Source organism: Aliisedimentitalea sp. MJ-SS2 (assembly GCF_032586155.1).
In the GTDB taxonomy this organism is placed as follows: domain Bacteria; phylum Pseudomonadota; class Alphaproteobacteria; order Rhodobacterales; family Rhodobacteraceae; genus JAWHTC01.
In genome coordinates this window covers 165,626-179,847 of the sequence record NZ_JAWHTC010000003.1, presented here as the reverse complement: position 1 = coordinate 179,847, position 14,222 = coordinate 165,626, and the positions used below count along the sequence as shown (strand labels likewise).

14 protein-coding genes are annotated in these 14,222 nt (G+C 57.5%); 6 read left to right on the top strand and 8 right to left on the bottom strand.

From position 1 onward, the window contains the following. Both RXV86_RS13400 and RXV86_RS13395 read right to left on the bottom strand, forming a co-directional pair. Nucleotides 1-2,547, bottom strand: a complete 2,547-nt coding sequence (locus RXV86_RS13400; RefSeq protein WP_316300682.1) for a molybdopterin-dependent oxidoreductase — start codon at nt 2,545-2,547, stop codon at nt 1-3. 36 nt (nt 2,548-2,583) lie between these two features. Beyond that, nucleotides 2,584-3,459 carry a chlorite dismutase family protein gene (locus RXV86_RS13395; RefSeq protein ID WP_316300680.1) on the bottom strand — a complete coding sequence of 292 codons (876 nt, stop codon included), beginning with the start codon at nt 3,457-3,459 and terminating at the stop codon, nt 2,584-2,586. A gap of 120 nt (nt 3,460-3,579) precedes the next feature. Here RXV86_RS13395 and RXV86_RS22075 point away from each other — a divergent pair, with 120 nt between their 5' ends. Beyond that, a complete protein-coding gene (locus tag RXV86_RS22075; protein ID WP_367575564.1) occupies nt 3,580-4,014 on the top strand; it encodes a LysR substrate-binding domain-containing protein in 435 nt (144 codons plus the stop codon). On the opposite strand, the gene RXV86_RS13390 is transcribed toward RXV86_RS22075, so the two are convergent. Next, a complete protein-coding gene (locus tag RXV86_RS13390; RefSeq protein WP_316300678.1) occupies nt 3,972-4,904 on the bottom strand; it encodes an IS5 family transposase in 933 nt (310 codons plus the stop codon). The two genes, RXV86_RS22075 and RXV86_RS13390, sit on opposite strands and share 43 nt — an antisense overlap. 14 nt (nt 4,905-4,918) lie before the next feature. Between RXV86_RS13390 and RXV86_RS13385 the strand changes: the two genes are divergently transcribed. Next, nucleotides 4,919-5,320 (top strand): LysR substrate-binding domain-containing protein, encoded by a 402-nt coding sequence (locus tag RXV86_RS13385; RefSeq protein ID WP_199259374.1) that lies wholly within the window; start codon nt 4,919-4,921, stop codon nt 5,318-5,320. A gap of 186 nt (nt 5,321-5,506) precedes the next feature. Here the strand turns inward: RXV86_RS13385 and RXV86_RS13380 are convergent, their stop codons facing one another. Then, entirely contained in the window at nt 5,507-5,998 is a 492-nt protein-coding gene (locus RXV86_RS13380) for a hemerythrin domain-containing protein (RefSeq protein ID WP_199259373.1), read from the bottom strand. A gap of 19 nt (nt 5,999-6,017) precedes the next feature. Beyond that, nucleotides 6,018-7,157 (bottom strand): hypothetical protein, encoded by a 1,140-nt coding sequence (locus RXV86_RS13375; RefSeq protein ID WP_316300672.1) that lies wholly within the window; start codon nt 7,155-7,157, stop codon nt 6,018-6,020. A 226-nt stretch (nt 7,158-7,383) separates the two neighbouring features. On the opposite strand from RXV86_RS13375, the gene RXV86_RS13370 reads away from it, so the two are divergent. Next, a complete protein-coding gene (locus RXV86_RS13370; RefSeq protein ID WP_316300670.1) occupies nt 7,384-8,277 on the top strand; it encodes a recombinase family protein in 894 nt (297 codons plus the stop codon). A gap of 61 nt (nt 8,278-8,338) precedes the next feature. On the opposite strand, the gene RXV86_RS13365 is transcribed toward RXV86_RS13370, so the two are convergent. After that, nucleotides 8,339-8,734 (bottom strand): PIN domain-containing protein, encoded by a 396-nt coding sequence (locus RXV86_RS13365; RefSeq protein WP_089423658.1) that lies wholly within the window; start codon nt 8,732-8,734, stop codon nt 8,339-8,341. Beyond that, a complete protein-coding gene (locus tag RXV86_RS13360) occupies nt 8,724-8,951 on the bottom strand; it encodes an AbrB/MazE/SpoVT family DNA-binding domain-containing protein (RefSeq protein ID WP_089423659.1) in 228 nt (75 codons plus the stop codon). Before RXV86_RS13360 ends, RXV86_RS13365 begins: the two co-directional genes overlap by 11 nt. Before the next feature lie 237 nt (nt 8,952-9,188). Between RXV86_RS13360 and repA the strand changes: the two genes are divergently transcribed. The 3 genes from repA (at nt 9,189) to repC (ending at nt 12,787) form a co-directional block, all read left to right on the top strand. Beyond that, a complete protein-coding gene (gene repA / locus RXV86_RS13355; RefSeq protein ID WP_316300665.1) occupies nt 9,189-10,376 on the top strand; it encodes a plasmid partitioning protein RepA in 1,188 nt (395 codons plus the stop codon). Beyond that, nucleotides 10,373-11,389, top strand: a complete 1,017-nt coding sequence (gene repB / locus RXV86_RS13350) for a plasmid partitioning protein RepB (protein ID WP_316300663.1) — start codon at nt 10,373-10,375, stop codon at nt 11,387-11,389. The genes repA and repB overlap by 4 nt, the downstream gene beginning before the upstream one ends. A 177-nt stretch (nt 11,390-11,566) precedes the next feature. After that, nucleotides 11,567-12,787: a plasmid replication protein RepC gene (gene repC / locus RXV86_RS13345; RefSeq protein ID WP_316300661.1), complete on the top strand. Its 1,221-nt coding sequence runs from the start codon at nt 11,567-11,569 to the stop codon at nt 12,785-12,787. 135 nt (nt 12,788-12,922) lie between these two features. On the opposite strand, the gene RXV86_RS13340 is transcribed toward repC, so the two are convergent. Further along, nucleotides 12,923-14,125, bottom strand: a complete 1,203-nt coding sequence (locus RXV86_RS13340) for a Fic family protein (RefSeq protein WP_316300658.1) — start codon at nt 14,123-14,125, stop codon at nt 12,923-12,925. Nucleotides 14,126-14,222: the final 97 nt, after the last annotated feature.

Below are 14,222 nucleotides of genomic sequence, written 5' to 3'. Positions count from 1 at the left end.
TTAAGCTTTCTTGACTTCACAAATTTGATCAAAATGCCCGGACACCGGTCCCCAAACATTTGGTTTGAAGTAGATTTCATGGATCGGATTGATATCAACGCGAGATAGACCGTTCCAATGACCCTCTCGGATTTGTTGCCGTTGCCATCCGAAATAGATCAGAACAGCACCTGTCGGGACTGAGTCGCGAATTTTCACCTTCGCCTTGATGTAACCATGTTGGTTGTACGCAATGGCGTACTTACCCGCTACTAGGTCACGCTTCGCAGCTTCTTCGCGGTTCATCTCAAGCAAAGGTTGGCCGATATCGTCCAATTTAAGGAGAATATCCGTTGTTCTCCAAGACGAGTGAACGCTCCAACGCGTATGTCTTGCGTGGTAAACCAGCGGATAGGCCTGCATGTTTGGGTTTCGTTCCTTTTTCGCCTCGCTCCAAACTTTCGATGTTCCATAGGGTGATGCGACGTGCGGCTCCTTATGAATGGGCAACTGTTCACCGTATTCAATAAACCTGTCTTCGTCCTTATAGAGCTCTTGTCGCCCTGAGGCCGTTGCAAACATTTTCTTGCCTTCGACCTCCTCGGTGAAGGGGGCGAATGGATCTGTTGGCAGATTCACCTTGATGACTCGTTCTTTTTTGAGTCGTTCCAGCGTAATGCCTTCAACTCGCGGACCACCAGTCTTTAACAAAAGGTCTGCAGCTTGCTCAGGCTTACTAAACTTGAAGATATCACCGGTGCCCAATCGTTTGCAAAGTTCGTAGTAGATTTCTATGTCAGGCTTGGCGTCATAGATCGGCTTTAGAGCTCCTTCGTGCATCTGAAGGTATGGGTGAGCGGGCGTCGTACAGATGTCCATTGGCAGCTCATACCAGCTTACGACAGGCAGTATGACATCCGCGAGTTGCGCGGTACTGCTCATCTGAACTTCCGGAGAAACGATAAATTCGATTTCTTCATCAAGTGTCTTCGCCAGCTGGGCTTGGTCCGAGGCTTGGCCAAACAGATTGCCCCCGGCCGCATAGATACACCGAATTTGGCGCCACAGCTTTTCCTTATCAGCCATGGTTTCCGTTGGCCCATTTACGACATATGCCGTGTCGAGCGGAACTGGGCGATAACGTTCGGACCCGTCCGCATTTTTCTTCGGGAAGAAATACTCGGTGGGATTGAGACGCATCCGGTACTGACCAGCCCAAGGGCTGACGCCCCCGCCCTGTTTGCCGACGTTACCGGTCATGCATCCCAAGGCAATCACGGCTCTCCCCATCAGATCTCCGTGGTACCAATGGTTAATGCCAGTGCCGGACCAGATGCTCGCCGGATCTGCAGATGCATACTCCACCGCAATCCGTTCAATGACGTCAACTGGAACGCCGGTAATCTCGGAGACTGTTTCCGGATCGTGTTCATCAAGCGTTTTGAGAAACAGCGTATGGGAAGTGGAGCAGGTGATCGTTTCACCATTTGCAAGCTTGACCGACCAGCTACCCGTGAGCGGCGGTTCGTCGCTGAAATACACGTCGGGGACGGGCGCTTCGGATTTGGAATCATACACCATGAAGGTTTTCGGATCACCGTCGGGATCCACATCGGAGGCCTTGAGGTACTTGCTGTTATCCTCTCTGATGAGAAGCGGGCCGCTTGTCGTACGGCGGAGGTGCGCCTCGTCTGCAAGTCCTTTTTTCACAACGACGTGACACAAGCCGAGCGCCAGGGCCGCGTCTGTTCCTGGACGAAGTTTGACCCATTCGTCAACACCGCTGGCCGTAGGGTCAAAGTAGGGTGCGATATAGACGAGTTTCACCCCCTTCGCCCTGACATCCGTGAAAAAATGCGCATCAGGCATCCGGGTTTGAAATATATCAGAACCCCAGATAATTGCATATTTTGTATTTAGCACATCTCGGAATTCATGCTCTTCCGTCTGGACGTTCCACGTCATAGGATGCGCAAGCGGAAGATCACCGTACCAGTTGTAGAATGTACCAATACCGAAGCCGTTCACCGAAGCGAAGCGAAAGCCGCCGCCTTGTTTTACAAGCCCGGTAGCAGGAACAGGAGGATAAATCCAAACTGTATCGTTACCGTATTTTTCGGAAATCCGTTTCATTTCAGATGCAACGTAGTCAAGCGCTTCGTCCCAGCTGAGCCGTTCCCATATGCCAGAACCGCGTGCACCTACTCGCCTCATCGGGTATTTGATCCGGTCTGCCGCATAGACCCGGCGGACATAGGTCTGACCCTTCATACACCCACGCGGGTTATATTCATCGTCTGGGTAATCGAGCGGTTGCTCCACTCGTTGAACGATCCCATCCTTCACAAAAACATTCCAGCCGCAGGACCCCGTGCAGTTTGGCATATTGACGGCGCGGAACTTCGTCTCCCCAAGGAACTTGTCTCGCATTTGTTGTTCCCATGGGCGCGCTTCGGTCTGGACCAAAGCCGCTAATGCGGCGCTGGTTTGACCGAAAGGATTCACCGAGGCACCCACAAGCGCAGCCAAACTGCCCTTGATGAAACTACGTCTTGTTGAAGTGGTCATCTTCTTCTCCTATCCGTGCTTGCTAGCATCGGCGCGTTACTTCAATGCCGAAAGTGTCTTCACCACGTCTTCAATCGGCTGGATGGTCGAAAGGATGGTCGGCTCACCCCACTGTTCATGATACAGATTTTCGGGAACCTGCATCAAAGACACCGCCAAGTTGTTGAACGCATTTAGATCAGCGGTCTCAAAATATGTAATAAAATCGACATCGTCCAATCCGGTCGAATGGTAAAGCTTGCGCTTGACGTTCACGAGGAATTCAAGCGTCGGTGCCGTGTGGACTTCCATCTCCGCAAGGCGTTCTTCGTGGCTCATGTTCCACCACTCTGCATTTTTCTCGATCGGAACGACAATCGAGTATTTCGGCTCCTCATCTGAGTACGAAGCAGAAGACAAGGCAGCGTTCATGTCTGGCGAAGCTTCTTTCGTGACATAGTTCAGGGATTTTGTGATGCCGGTTAGAGTTTCGGTAACTTCCGTGTGCATCCCAAACCGGGTATTTTTGAAATCGGTCATGAAATTTTGAGCCGCTTCGAGGTCATAGGCGTGGACACGAAGCATGAAGTCGCTCTCAGAGCTAAGACCCCTCGTCAGATAGGCGTCAACTCGCACTTCGCTTTTGTGCGCATCAACAACGGCGAGCACTTCATCAACCCCACCGCGCCGCTCAGCCGATGCCCTTTGGTAGTAGTCCGGATTGACTTTGTATGTGGCGAAAACGCCAATGACGCCAGCATCTTTCAGGATTTTCGCGTGGTCAATATCCATCGCCACTCCGGCTTCTGCATTCGCTTGTTGTGCATAGACCATCGTGCCAGACATCGGTCCCGCTGCCACGAGCATGGCAGTGGCTGCTACCGTCAACATTTGAGTTGCATAAGTCCGACGGTTTCTGTAGAAAATTGGCATGCTTTTTTCTCCCAAGCTCTTAGGGCAGTCACTAAATGTGATCCTGCATCAATAGTTTCCATCGCAATTAATCATACGAAGGCTGTAAACTGCCTGCCTTGATTCAGATCAAATACGTCGTTGATCTGCCTCGGTCTACGAGAGATCCAGGCACAGGACGACCGACCCTCCGTGACGATCACAACCACTCTCGCTTTTGCAGGATTGACCTTTCTGTCTCGGTTGGCGGACTTTCACGTTTCTTACCCGGAGATAGACATTCGGGTGATAGAAAGTGACGAGCGGCTTGATTTCGATGTGGACGGGATTGATCTCGCCATACGTTACGGGAAAGGCAGATGGCCCGGCGTGGACGCTATTCATCTGTTTGACGAGGAAACCTTCCCTGTCTGCAGTCCGCGCCTCGCCGAGGAGAACCCTGAACTACGGGATATCAGGAGTATTCCGTTGTTCCGCTTGGCTTTGTTGCGCAAAAAGGTTGAAGCCGAGACTTCCCCTTTCCCCAGACGGACTTATCCCACGGGCTCAGTGTCAGGTATGCCGAGCGCGGTGTAGCCGTTCAGGACGGCGGCACGGACTTGGAGTTCGGCGACCTGGCGATCGAAGTCGCGTGCCATGAGGCTCTGCCCCAGCAGCTTCACGCAATGCATTTTCGTCTCGGCGCGGCTTCGTCGGTGGTAACCGCTCCATTTTCGCCAGATCGCGCGACCGAGGTATTTCGATGCGCGTAGCGCCTCGTTCCTTGCGATCGCACCGGCAGTCGAGGGCTTCCACGGTTTGGCGTTCTTGCGCGGCGGAATGACGGCATGGGCGCCTCGGTCGGCGACGGCGTCATGGCATTTGCGCGTGTCGTAGGCACCATCCGCAGTGACCGAGCCGACCTCCACGTCGGCCGGGATCTGGCTGAGCAGTTCGGGCAGCATTGGCGCGTCACCGACGTTGCTTCCGGTGATCTCGATGGCTCGGATCTCCAGCGTCTGTTCATCGACACCGATGTGGATCTTGCGCCATAGCCGGCGCTTTGTGCCACCATGCTTGCGGGCGTGCCACTCGCCTTCTCCCTCTGCCTTGATGCCGGTGCTGTCGATCAGCAGGTTCAGGGGCCCCTGGGAGCCGCGGTAGGGAATGCTCACGGCCAAGGTTTCCTGGCGCCTGCTCAGCGTGCTGAAATCCGGCACCGACCAGTCGAGGCCGACCAGGCGCAAAAGGCTCTCGACGAAGCCTGTCGTCTGCCGGAGCGCCATGCCGAAGAGGACCTTCATCGTCAGGCACGTCTGGATCGCGGCATCGCTATACTGCGGCTGCCGGCCTCGCTTGCCGGTGGGCGGCGGCACCCACGTCATATCTGGGTCGAACCAGATGGTCAGGGAGCCACGTTGCTTCAGCGCTTCGTTGTAGGCCGGCCAGTTCTTGGTCTTGTAGCGCGGCGGGATGGGTCTGCTCATGCAGACCAGCTACCATGCTGGATTCACGAGATGAATCCCCCTTCGGTATTTGCGCAACAAAGCCGTTCCGCTTGCTGAACCTGGACGGCCCGGCACATGCAAGCGAAGATTGGGCGAACCTGTTCAGTCTGGCTGGTGTCGAGAACATCGGCAACCTTGGTGGGTTGTGGTTCACTGATTACGGTAACGTAATCAGCGCGGCCCGCGAAGGAAAAGGTATCGCGATTGGATGGAGGCACGTTGTCGATCGGTATCTACGCACTGGTGAGCTTGTGAACCCGACCGGAGAGATATTCAGAACCGGGAGAGGCTTCTATCTGTTGAGCCAGGAATCTCACCGGCTCAGCGAGCCGGCGCAAATTGTTCACAATTGGATACTGGAAACTTTCGGCGAACAAATCGGCAAGCCTTCCTAGGGTTTACACGGTTCGAACCGGTTGCCCAAAGTCGCTCGTATTAGCGTGACCCGTCGCAAAGCTGCCGGGATGGTGGATTTGGATTGGGTCATTATTAACGCTCACTCAGAAAACGGGTCGAAAGAACGGGCGAGGTGCAGCGTTTCAATCCGCTGCACCGCCCGCCAGTGGGCTGGTCATGATGGCTCATCCGCGCAGGCGGTGATGCAGGATGATCGGCACCGCCAGCTCTTCTTCGTCGCTCAGATGGCGGGCAAGGAAGGCCTCGACCGCCTCGGCCTCGTCACGGGCAGCACTTTCATCAAGCTGAATCAGCTTGATCGTTCGGTTGGCAACCCGCGTGTACCGATCCAGCACTCTGTCCAGCGCCGCGTGGTCCTTTTCCAGAATCTCCAGTCCCGCGTCAAAGCGCGGATCGGCCACTGACAGCTCCGGGAAATAGCTGTGATCCTCCCAGCCGTGATGCCCGTGCAGGTTTCTGACCAGAGCATCTCCGAAATAGGACAGCCGCGCGGCGTAATCCTCCGGGTCGCGGGCGCGGTCAAGATCGCCTTCGGTCTCAGACCGCACGAGATTTCCCAGCCGCCGGAACATCTGATGCGCACCAAGCCAGTGCCGCGTCTTGTCCCTGAAGCCCGGATGGGCCCCCCATGTGTCGCGCGGGTACACGGCATACATGGCGCGCGTGATCGACGCGCTACGGATCTAGTTGATCGAGACGAGCCTCTGGCAATGACGGTTCAGGACCTTTTGGCGCGCCACAGATTGGTTGCATAGCCACTCGCCACATCCGGAACCTGCCCTGCCCGGTAACTTCCCGAATAAGCCCCTGCCCTTCCATCCATGCCAGGTTGCGCTGCACGGCAGCACGGCTGGCGCCGGTGAGGGTTTCAGCCATCGGGGCCGAGAGCAATGGCCACTCGGCCATCACCTCACGCAAGGCAGGCGGCGTGCGTCCTGACAGGGATGCCATGACGGATCCCGCCCGTGCTGACCATGCCTCGATATCGTCGAGGTGGCGCATGGCGGTCAGGGTGGCGCTGTCCATCCCGTCAAGCCAGCGGGCGAGACGGTCGGATGGAGGTCCACCTGTGCGCAGCCCCCCTGCCCCACCCATGGCCAGCGGTGCGAAGACCGCGCCCTTTCCCTCGCTCGCGGCGATCCGGCCCGCTGTGACGGCGGCCTCGATCCGGTCGCCGTGCTGGCCGAGACCCGCAAGGTTCCATAGGTGATAGCCCATGCAGGCGCGGGTAATCGGATGCAGATCGCGCGCCGCCTCCATCAGATCCAGCCAACTTCCCGAGCGATCGGCAAAGCGGTCCGCGTCATCGGCGATGTTCTCGGGGTCGCTGCGATCGAGAAAACCGGCGAAGCCCGACTCGGGCCCCGGACCACCGGTCAGGCGTCGCACGGCCCATCCGACGCGCGCGAGAGCGCCCGTGTCGTCCTGCACGCCGGCCAGGCGCATGGACATCCAGAGCGCAAGTCGATCGGGACTTACCCGGTCGCCGGCAAACCAGCTCAGCTCGGCCGCCTCGATCAGCGCGAGCCGATGCCTCCAGCCCTCGGGGCCGCGCCGCAGCCGCTCGTCCAGCGCGCCCATCCGTCCGGCCACCCGAGCGAGGTGCGCCGCAAGTCCTGCTTCGGCCCGCGCCCAATCGGCGAGGGTCGAGGCTTCATGCGACTCTGCCCGTGGGCCGGGCGGCAGATAGTCCGGCTCCTCCTCCATCGGACCGGGCAGGAACCAGAGATCTTCTTCCGACGTTTCTCCGGCTTCCTCGGCATCCTCGAGCAGAACCTCTGAAAAATCATGTTGGACGGTGCTTTGTGGCTTCATATGTGCAAAATACCGGTATTATGCGAATTACCCAAGGGTTTTCGCGACGGGTGTCCACGCTCCTTATATAGTACGCGCGCGCGATGCCCGGCGAGTTCTCTCTGATCGCGCTCAGCGTAAGGAAACCAAGGGAAATCCGACGAGAAGAGCCACAGAGACGGCCCTTGCATTCGTTTACAAACGGTCGTTTAGTAGCGATACCTTAAATTGCAAACGGCCCGATTCCATGCCCCTGATAGGCTACGCCCGCGTATCGACAGAGGATCAGACCCCCCTGCCCCAGTCTGAGGCCCTGCAAACTGCGGGATGCGTCGAGATCTTCGAAGAGCACGCCTCAGGCGGCAATCGTGCCCGGCCAGTGCTTGCGCGTGTGCTGGAGCGCATCAGCAAGGGCGACACGCTGGTTGTCGTGCGGATCGACCGGCTTGCGCGATCTCTGTCGCACTTGCTGGAGGTGATCGAACGTCTGGAGGCCAAGGGAGCTTTCTTCCGCTCCCTGCAGGACCCCATCGACACCGCTTCCCCGCAGGGCAAGTTCACATTGCAGGTTCTGGGCGCCGCGGCCGAGTTCGAGCGCGCGCTGATACGTGAGCGCACAAAGGCCGGGCTTGCCTCTGCGCGCGCCAAAGGGCGCGTTGGTGGCAATCCTGGGCTGCGCGCCAAGGATCCCGCTGCGCTGCGCAAGGTGCGGCTGGCGCGACAGGACGGCTACATGGAGCGCCTCAACGAGACCGCGCAGGATTGGGTGCCCCATGTGCGCCGCTTGCGACCGGATATGGCCTGGGAAGACCTGCTGCGGATCATCAATGGCCCCCTGCCCGAGGCGCGTCGCTGGACCCAAAGCCGTCTCTTGCGCGCTGTGAAGGCATATGTGCGCGACGGGTTCCTTCCTGCCGAGGTGCTTGGCCGCGCCGGACGCCGCAAAACCGATGACCGCCTGCCCGCGATTGTCGCTGGCATCAAGGGTGCCGACCCTGACATCACGCTCCAGGCGATCTGTGACCGGCTGGAATCCATGCGCGAACGCACCCCGCGCGGACGCTCCCGCTGGCAGCCGTCGTCCGTGAGGATGCTGCTGGAACGCGCGGAAAAGTTGGGCTTGCTGAAGTGCGCGCAATAAACACAACCTTGCAAATCTTCCAACTCATGGAGCAATTGCAAGGTTGCAGCCCATTTTCTGGTCAGGTGAATGGATTCACGACGCGCAACTGATCTTCGACCAACAATCCGTCGTGCATATCTTCGCTCCACAAAGTCGTGCAACCAGCAATCAGAGCGGCCGCCACAATCATCGCGTCATAGACCGAAAGCTGGTACTTTTCTGCCAAAGCTCGGCCCACAAGATGGGTTTGCACAGACAGGTCCTCGACTGGACACAAGGATTGGACCCCTGCGAGAAAAGCGCCGGTCTCCTCCCAACTGAGACCGGCTTTCCTCCGGCAATTGACCATCGCTTCGTTCAGGACCTGCACACTGATCCGCGGCCCCTGCCCCAGGATGTCTTCCGCCCGATCCGCCTTTGGGCCGTCGTCAAGAAGGTAAAGGACGACATTTGTATCCGCGAATTCAGCGCTCATGCGCAGCGTCGCGACTCAGGCGTGCTTCCTTGGATAGCTTTCCGCGAAACCGCCTTAGCCCTTGCAGGACTTCATCGGCGCGAGGTTGGCGCTGGACAAGCAAAGTACCGTCGTCCTTTATCAGATCGATTTGGTCACCCTCTTTAAGACCAAGTTCGCGCACAAGATCGGCAGGCAGCCGGACCGCGAGCGAATTCCCCCATTTTGCAACTTGCATCGGTGTCGTCCCTCCTGGTGGATATACGAGCCTATATGTATATCATCCTGACGCAATTGCCAAGATCAGCATTCGACGACGACGGCGAACGGGCTTGTGTTTCGACGGTGAGCTCACACAAGATGTGGAAAAAACTTGCGCGAATCCGACTCTTACGGCAATAGTCACGGAAACGAGGCAAAAAACGTCAATAACCGTGAACACGCCGAAGATGCGTAGCGCGGATCGAGAGGGCAGATGAACAAGACTTTCGTGCATCAGGACCTGAACGCGGTCATCCGCCAGCATTCCGAGTGGCTGGCCAACCAGTTGCATTCGCAACGCGAGAGCCTGTTTCCCCCTGACGCCACAAAGGAAATGCGCAAATTCACCTCCGGCGAGGCGGCGGCGCTTCTTGGTGTGAACGACTCATACCTGCGCAAAATCAACCTTGATGGCAAGGGCCCTTCGCCTGAACTGACGGCCGGCAATCGTCGCCTGTATTCCGCGCAGGATATTCAGGCCCTGCGTGTCCTGCTGGAAAAGACCGCGCGAAAGCCTGGAGACTATATCCCCGGACGGCGTGACGGCGATCACCTGCAAGTCATCGGTGTGATGAACTTCAAGGGTGGTTCGGGCAAAACCACGACTTCGGCACACCTTGCACAACGGCTGGCCTTGCGCGGCTATCGCGTCCTGGGCATTGATCTTGATCCGCAGGCCTCATTCACGGCGTTACATGGCGTACAGCCCGAATTCGATCTGACAGATGGCGGCACGCTCTATGACGCGATCCGCTATGACGACCCAGAGCCGATCCACGCCGTCATCCGAAAGACCTATATCCCGAACCTCGACCTGATCCCAGGCAATCTGGAACTGATGGAGTTCGAACACGAAACGCCGCGTGCTCTTTCACAAGGCAATGCAGGCCTGTTCTTTTTCCGCGTGAAAGAGGCGCTGGCGCAGGTTGACGGCGATTACGACGTTGTGGTCATCGACTGCCCGCCGCAATTGGGCTTTCTCACCATGTCCGCACTTTCGGCCGCCACCGGCGTGCTGGTCACAATTCATCCGGAAATGCTCGACGTGATGTCGATGTCGCAATTTCTGCGCATGACGGCTGATCTGATGGACGTGATCGCCGAAAGCGGTGCGGACATGTCCCACGACTGGATGCGCTATGCTCTGACACGCTATGAACCTCAGGATGCACCACAAAACCGGATCGTCGCCTTTCTGCGCACCATGTATGGCGATGCGGTGCTCAACTCGCCAATGCTCAAATCAACGGCGATCTCCGATGCAGGTCTGACAAAGCAAACCCTATACGAAGTCGAGCGGAGCGCCTTTACCCGCACGACCTACGATCGCGCCCTTGAAAGCCTGAACGCGCTGAACGACGAAGTCGCTGAACTTATTCAGAAAACGTGGGGGCGGGCATGACGAGTGGCAAGAAAAAACGGATGTCGATGCTCGACAATCTCGCGGCAGCCGGTGGCCCGGCCCCTGCCCCTCAGGCTGGCGCCGTAACCCCCATGATGACGTCCAACCGCGCCCTGCGCTCGGCCCGTGATGCGGTCGATTCACATCATGTCTGGGAACTCGACCCGGCCAGTATCGTCGACGACCGAATGGCCGACCGGCTTGATCCGGCGGATGTGCATGATCTGCGCGCCGCAATCGAGGCGAATGGTCAGACCGTACCAATTCTTGTGCGCCGGCACCCGTCAGAGACGGACCGCTATCTGCTCGTCTATGGTCGCCGCCGGCTCGAGGCGATCCGCCAGTCCGACAAGGTCGCCAAGGTGCGCGCACTGGTCGCAAATCTGGATGATGACAGTGCCCTGCGTGCGCAGATTTCCGAAAACATGGCGCGCCGCGATTTGTCCTTCATTGAAAAGGCGATATTTGCGCAAGAACTCGTATCGTCGGGCTTTGGAAATCAATCACAGGTTGCAGAAGTTCTGACCGTGACCAAATCTTCGGTGTCCATGGCCATCGCCATCGCCGACATGGTCGGTACAGACCTCATCCGCGCCATCGGTGCTGCACACGGCATCGGCCGACCCCGGTGGGAGGCCATGGGCCGTGCCATCGCGGACAACGACCTGGATCGGGGCAGCCTGATCCGCCTTGCTGAGGAAACCCATGGCAAGGCCGATGTGGCCTTGGTGATTGATGCCGGACCTGCGACCGACGACCCCTCTATGCAGGCGTTTGAGGCCGTGTCGAAGGTTGTCACAAGGTTAGTCAAACCGGCCAAGGCCCCCTCCCCTTCTGCTGCATCCAGTCAGCCGCTCAGGATTGGGGGCAAACGTGGCGGCACGCTCAAACGCACCGCCAAAGGGATCTCGATCGAGTTGCAGAATAGTAAGTTTGCCGACTGGGTAGAGTCTGAAGCCGATGATTTGATTGAAGAACTTCACGAACGCTGGAAGCAGCGTTCAGAAGACTGAGGAAGAGCAGAAACCGAAAACAGGAGGCACGAAAAAGCCAAAGAAAAGGTCCCGCAAAGCGACCGCCCTACGAGACCCTGACTTGTTCTTAGCACTTTCAAGTTAGTCTCGGACGCCGTTTTTCGCAAGTCTTAAGTGATTCGCGGACCGTGATTTCTTTGTCTTAGTGAATGTAAAATGGACTACACCCCCGTAACGCCTTTCAGGCGACCCATAAATGCTGCCATTCTGCAATATCAGGCAGCCGCGCAACAGGACCTCCCCCCTTCCGGCGTCAACAAATGGGAAGCACTTCGCGAACTCGCCGCTGCCCGTATCGCCTTCGGCTTGTCCGACCGTGATTTGAGCGTGCTTCAGGCATTGGTCAGTTTCCATCAGGCCACGATCGTTGGCGGGAACCATAGTGAAACTGTCGTGCATCCGTCCAACAAGGCTATTTGTGAGCGCCTGAACGGTATGCCCTGCTCGACCATGCGGCGGCATCTGGCGAACCTGGTGCAAACCGGTTTTGTCGTGCGTCGCGACAGTCCCAACGGCAAACGTTACACGCGCCGATATGGCGACGAAAAGATCGCTTTCGGCTTTGATCTGGCCCCCCTCGCCCAACGCTTCGTCGAAGTGTGCGAAGCCGCAGAGGCTGTCCGTGCTGCGGAGGAGCGCTACAAGCGGCTTAGAACCACTGTAAGCCTCATGCGCCGTGATCTAGCGGGTCTCGTCGACTACGGCCGCTCTCTGCGCCCTGACCGCGCCATCTGGGACCAGGCGTCCGACCTATGCGTCCTGACGGCGCGTGACCTTCGCCGCAAGCTCGACTTTGCAGAGTTGCAGCAGATGGAATCTGCGTTGTCCGAAGCCCTCAACGCCATTCGGGACCTGTTGGAACCAGTGCAATCACAAGATATGAGCACCAATGAAGTCACAAATGAGCAGCACCATCAGAATTCAAATAAAGACTCTTATGTTTTTGAACCACGCTTAGAAAAAGCGCAGGGCGAGGGCAGCGCCTCCGATCCGGCGGCAGCACTGGTTGCAGAGGGTAGTACTGATGAGCCTGTCTCGGTCGATAACAATCTACCTAGAATACCCCTTGGTCTCGTTTTGGCCGCTTGCTCTGAATACCGAACTTACGCTGAACGACCTGTGCGCCACTGGCATGATCTAGTAAGGGTTGCCGATGTAATAAGACCTATGATGGGGGTCTCTCCTTCAGCGTGGGATGAGGCCAAACAGTACATGGGCCCGGAAGAGGCATCGGTGGTCATCTTGGCAATGTTGGAACGCTTCGGCGACATCCGGTCACCTGGTGGGTATTTGCGGTCGCTGTCTGCAAAGGCTGCACTCGGTGAATTCTCCTGTGGTCCCATGATCATGGCCCTTATGAGAAAGGACGCTGCATGAAAAGTTCACAGCTGTGAACCTGTCTTCTGCGCGACGAAACAAGACGCAGTTCACAGCTGTGAACTCATTGTTTAGGGGATCCATCCACTTTCTCCCTGGGTGCGCTTTCCTGCGCAGAGCGCGGACTAACGAAAATCACACAGTCAGGTCACCATCTCCAAAGAGGTTTGGAAAGAGCCGCTCTCGATAATCCAACGGAAACGCCAACCGAACTGGCGTCTTCGGCGAGGCGGAAGTAAGGTATCCGGCGGCGGTCAGTTTACTCAGCGTGTTGCGAGCAGTACGCTCGGACGTCTTGAGCACAATCTGCGCATCGCCTCGTTCCAGTGCCCCATGCCGAAGAACCGCCGAGATTAGTTCCGGCGCTCGCTTGTCATCGATGGTATCTGCAACAAGACGACGATACCGTTGGTCTAATCCGCCGAGATCGAACAATCTTGTTGAGAAGGTGATCTGGTCGAGCGTCACCTTTAGGAACCATTCACTAAACGTCTTCAGTGCCGCTTCTGACAGGTTCCCCCGTCCGTCGCGGTCTCCGCGGCGTGGACTGTCGGCCAGATCCATCATCCGTTTGTACTCGCCCCGATCGGTTAGCCCGCGGGCCAGCCCACGTGATACGGACCAGAGCCCTTGGCCACCAATCCCCGCTGTGAGGGCCATGGCATGAGACATCAGTCTGCTGACACGGCCGTTACGATCCGGGAAAGGGTGGATGTAGTTGAGCCGGTGATGTGCAGAGGCGATCGCGATGATCCGTCCGCTCGAAGACCGCGCCGCAATCTGAAATCGTTTGTCGAAATGGTCCATGAATGCCGCGACGCGCGACGATGAAGGAGGTAGGTGGCGCCCGACCGCAACTTCCCGATCATCATCCTGGCGCATGCGTCCCGGAACGATGGGCTCTTGTGTGCCGTCGGGATGTTCGATGACCCGAAACTCATCCGGCATCTCGTCGTAGAAGCTCTTATGGACCCAAGTCAGGAATTCGACAGATGTGGGGCAGGGAAGGGTGCCTATGCGATGCATCTCATCGATGGCCCGTTGAACGATGACGTGCGCCCGGGCCTCAAGGGCGAGAGGGCGGGTTTCTTCCTCAAGCTCGGCACCAGCCAGCGCCCTTTCGATGTCGCGGGGGCGGGTGTTATGTCCTTCGATCAAGTTGGAGTAGTAGCAGTTCATCACACGGACGAGATCGGCAAGTTCGGCTGCGCTATCAGGATGCAATCCTTGTCCCAGCCCGGTGGCTTCCCTCTGGATGTCGACCGAAAGGTCTGCCAGTTCTGTAGGAATATGCTCCTCGAAGAAGCAGGGTTCGATCCTGGCGGGTGTTTCCAGCATTTTGCCGATCTTCCATGTTTGCAAAGCAATTGAAAAATATACACATTTTGGAACCGCAGGCAAGGTTTTGCCGATATGCGTTGCCGATCTTGGGTGC

Bases quoted from the DNA above. Each gene is read 5' to 3' on its own strand.
- RXV86_RS13365 (WP_089423658.1), bottom strand. From the start codon at position 8,734: ATGAGCGCTGAATTCGCGGATACAAATGTCGTCCTTTACCTTCTTGAC.
- RXV86_RS13380 (WP_199259373.1), bottom strand. From the start codon at position 5,998: ATGTATGCCGTGTACCCGCGCGACACATGGGGGGCCCATCCGGGCTTC.
- repA (WP_316300665.1), top strand. From the start codon at position 9,189: ATGAACAAGACTTTCGTGCATCAGGACCTGAACGCGGTCATCCGCCAG.
- RXV86_RS13375 (WP_316300672.1), bottom strand. From the start codon at position 7,157: ATGAAGCCACAAAGCACCGTCCAACATGATTTTTCAGAGGTTCTGCTC.
- RXV86_RS13360 (WP_089423659.1), bottom strand. From the start codon at position 8,951: ATGCAAGTTGCAAAATGGGGGAATTCGCTCGCGGTCCGGCTGCCTGCC.
- RXV86_RS13400 (WP_316300682.1), bottom strand. From the start codon at position 2,547: ATGACCACTTCAACAAGACGTAGTTTCATCAAGGGCAGTTTGGCTGCG.
- RXV86_RS13370 (WP_316300670.1), top strand. From the start codon at position 7,384: ATGCCCCTGATAGGCTACGCCCGCGTATCGACAGAGGATCAGACCCCC.
- RXV86_RS13340 (WP_316300658.1), bottom strand. From the start codon at position 14,125: ATGCTGGAAACACCCGCCAGGATCGAACCCTGCTTCTTCGAGGAGCAT.
- repC (WP_316300661.1), top strand. From the start codon at position 11,567: ATGGACTACACCCCCGTAACGCCTTTCAGGCGACCCATAAATGCTGCC.
- RXV86_RS13395 (WP_316300680.1), bottom strand. From the start codon at position 3,459: ATGCCAATTTTCTACAGAAACCGTCGGACTTATGCAACTCAAATGTTG.
- RXV86_RS13390 (WP_316300678.1), bottom strand. From the start codon at position 4,904: ATGAGCAGACCCATCCCGCCGCGCTACAAGACCAAGAACTGGCCGGCC.
- repB (WP_316300663.1), top strand. From the start codon at position 10,373: ATGACGAGTGGCAAGAAAAAACGGATGTCGATGCTCGACAATCTCGCG.
- RXV86_RS13385 (WP_199259374.1), top strand. From the start codon at position 4,919: ATGCTGGATTCACGAGATGAATCCCCCTTCGGTATTTGCGCAACAAAG.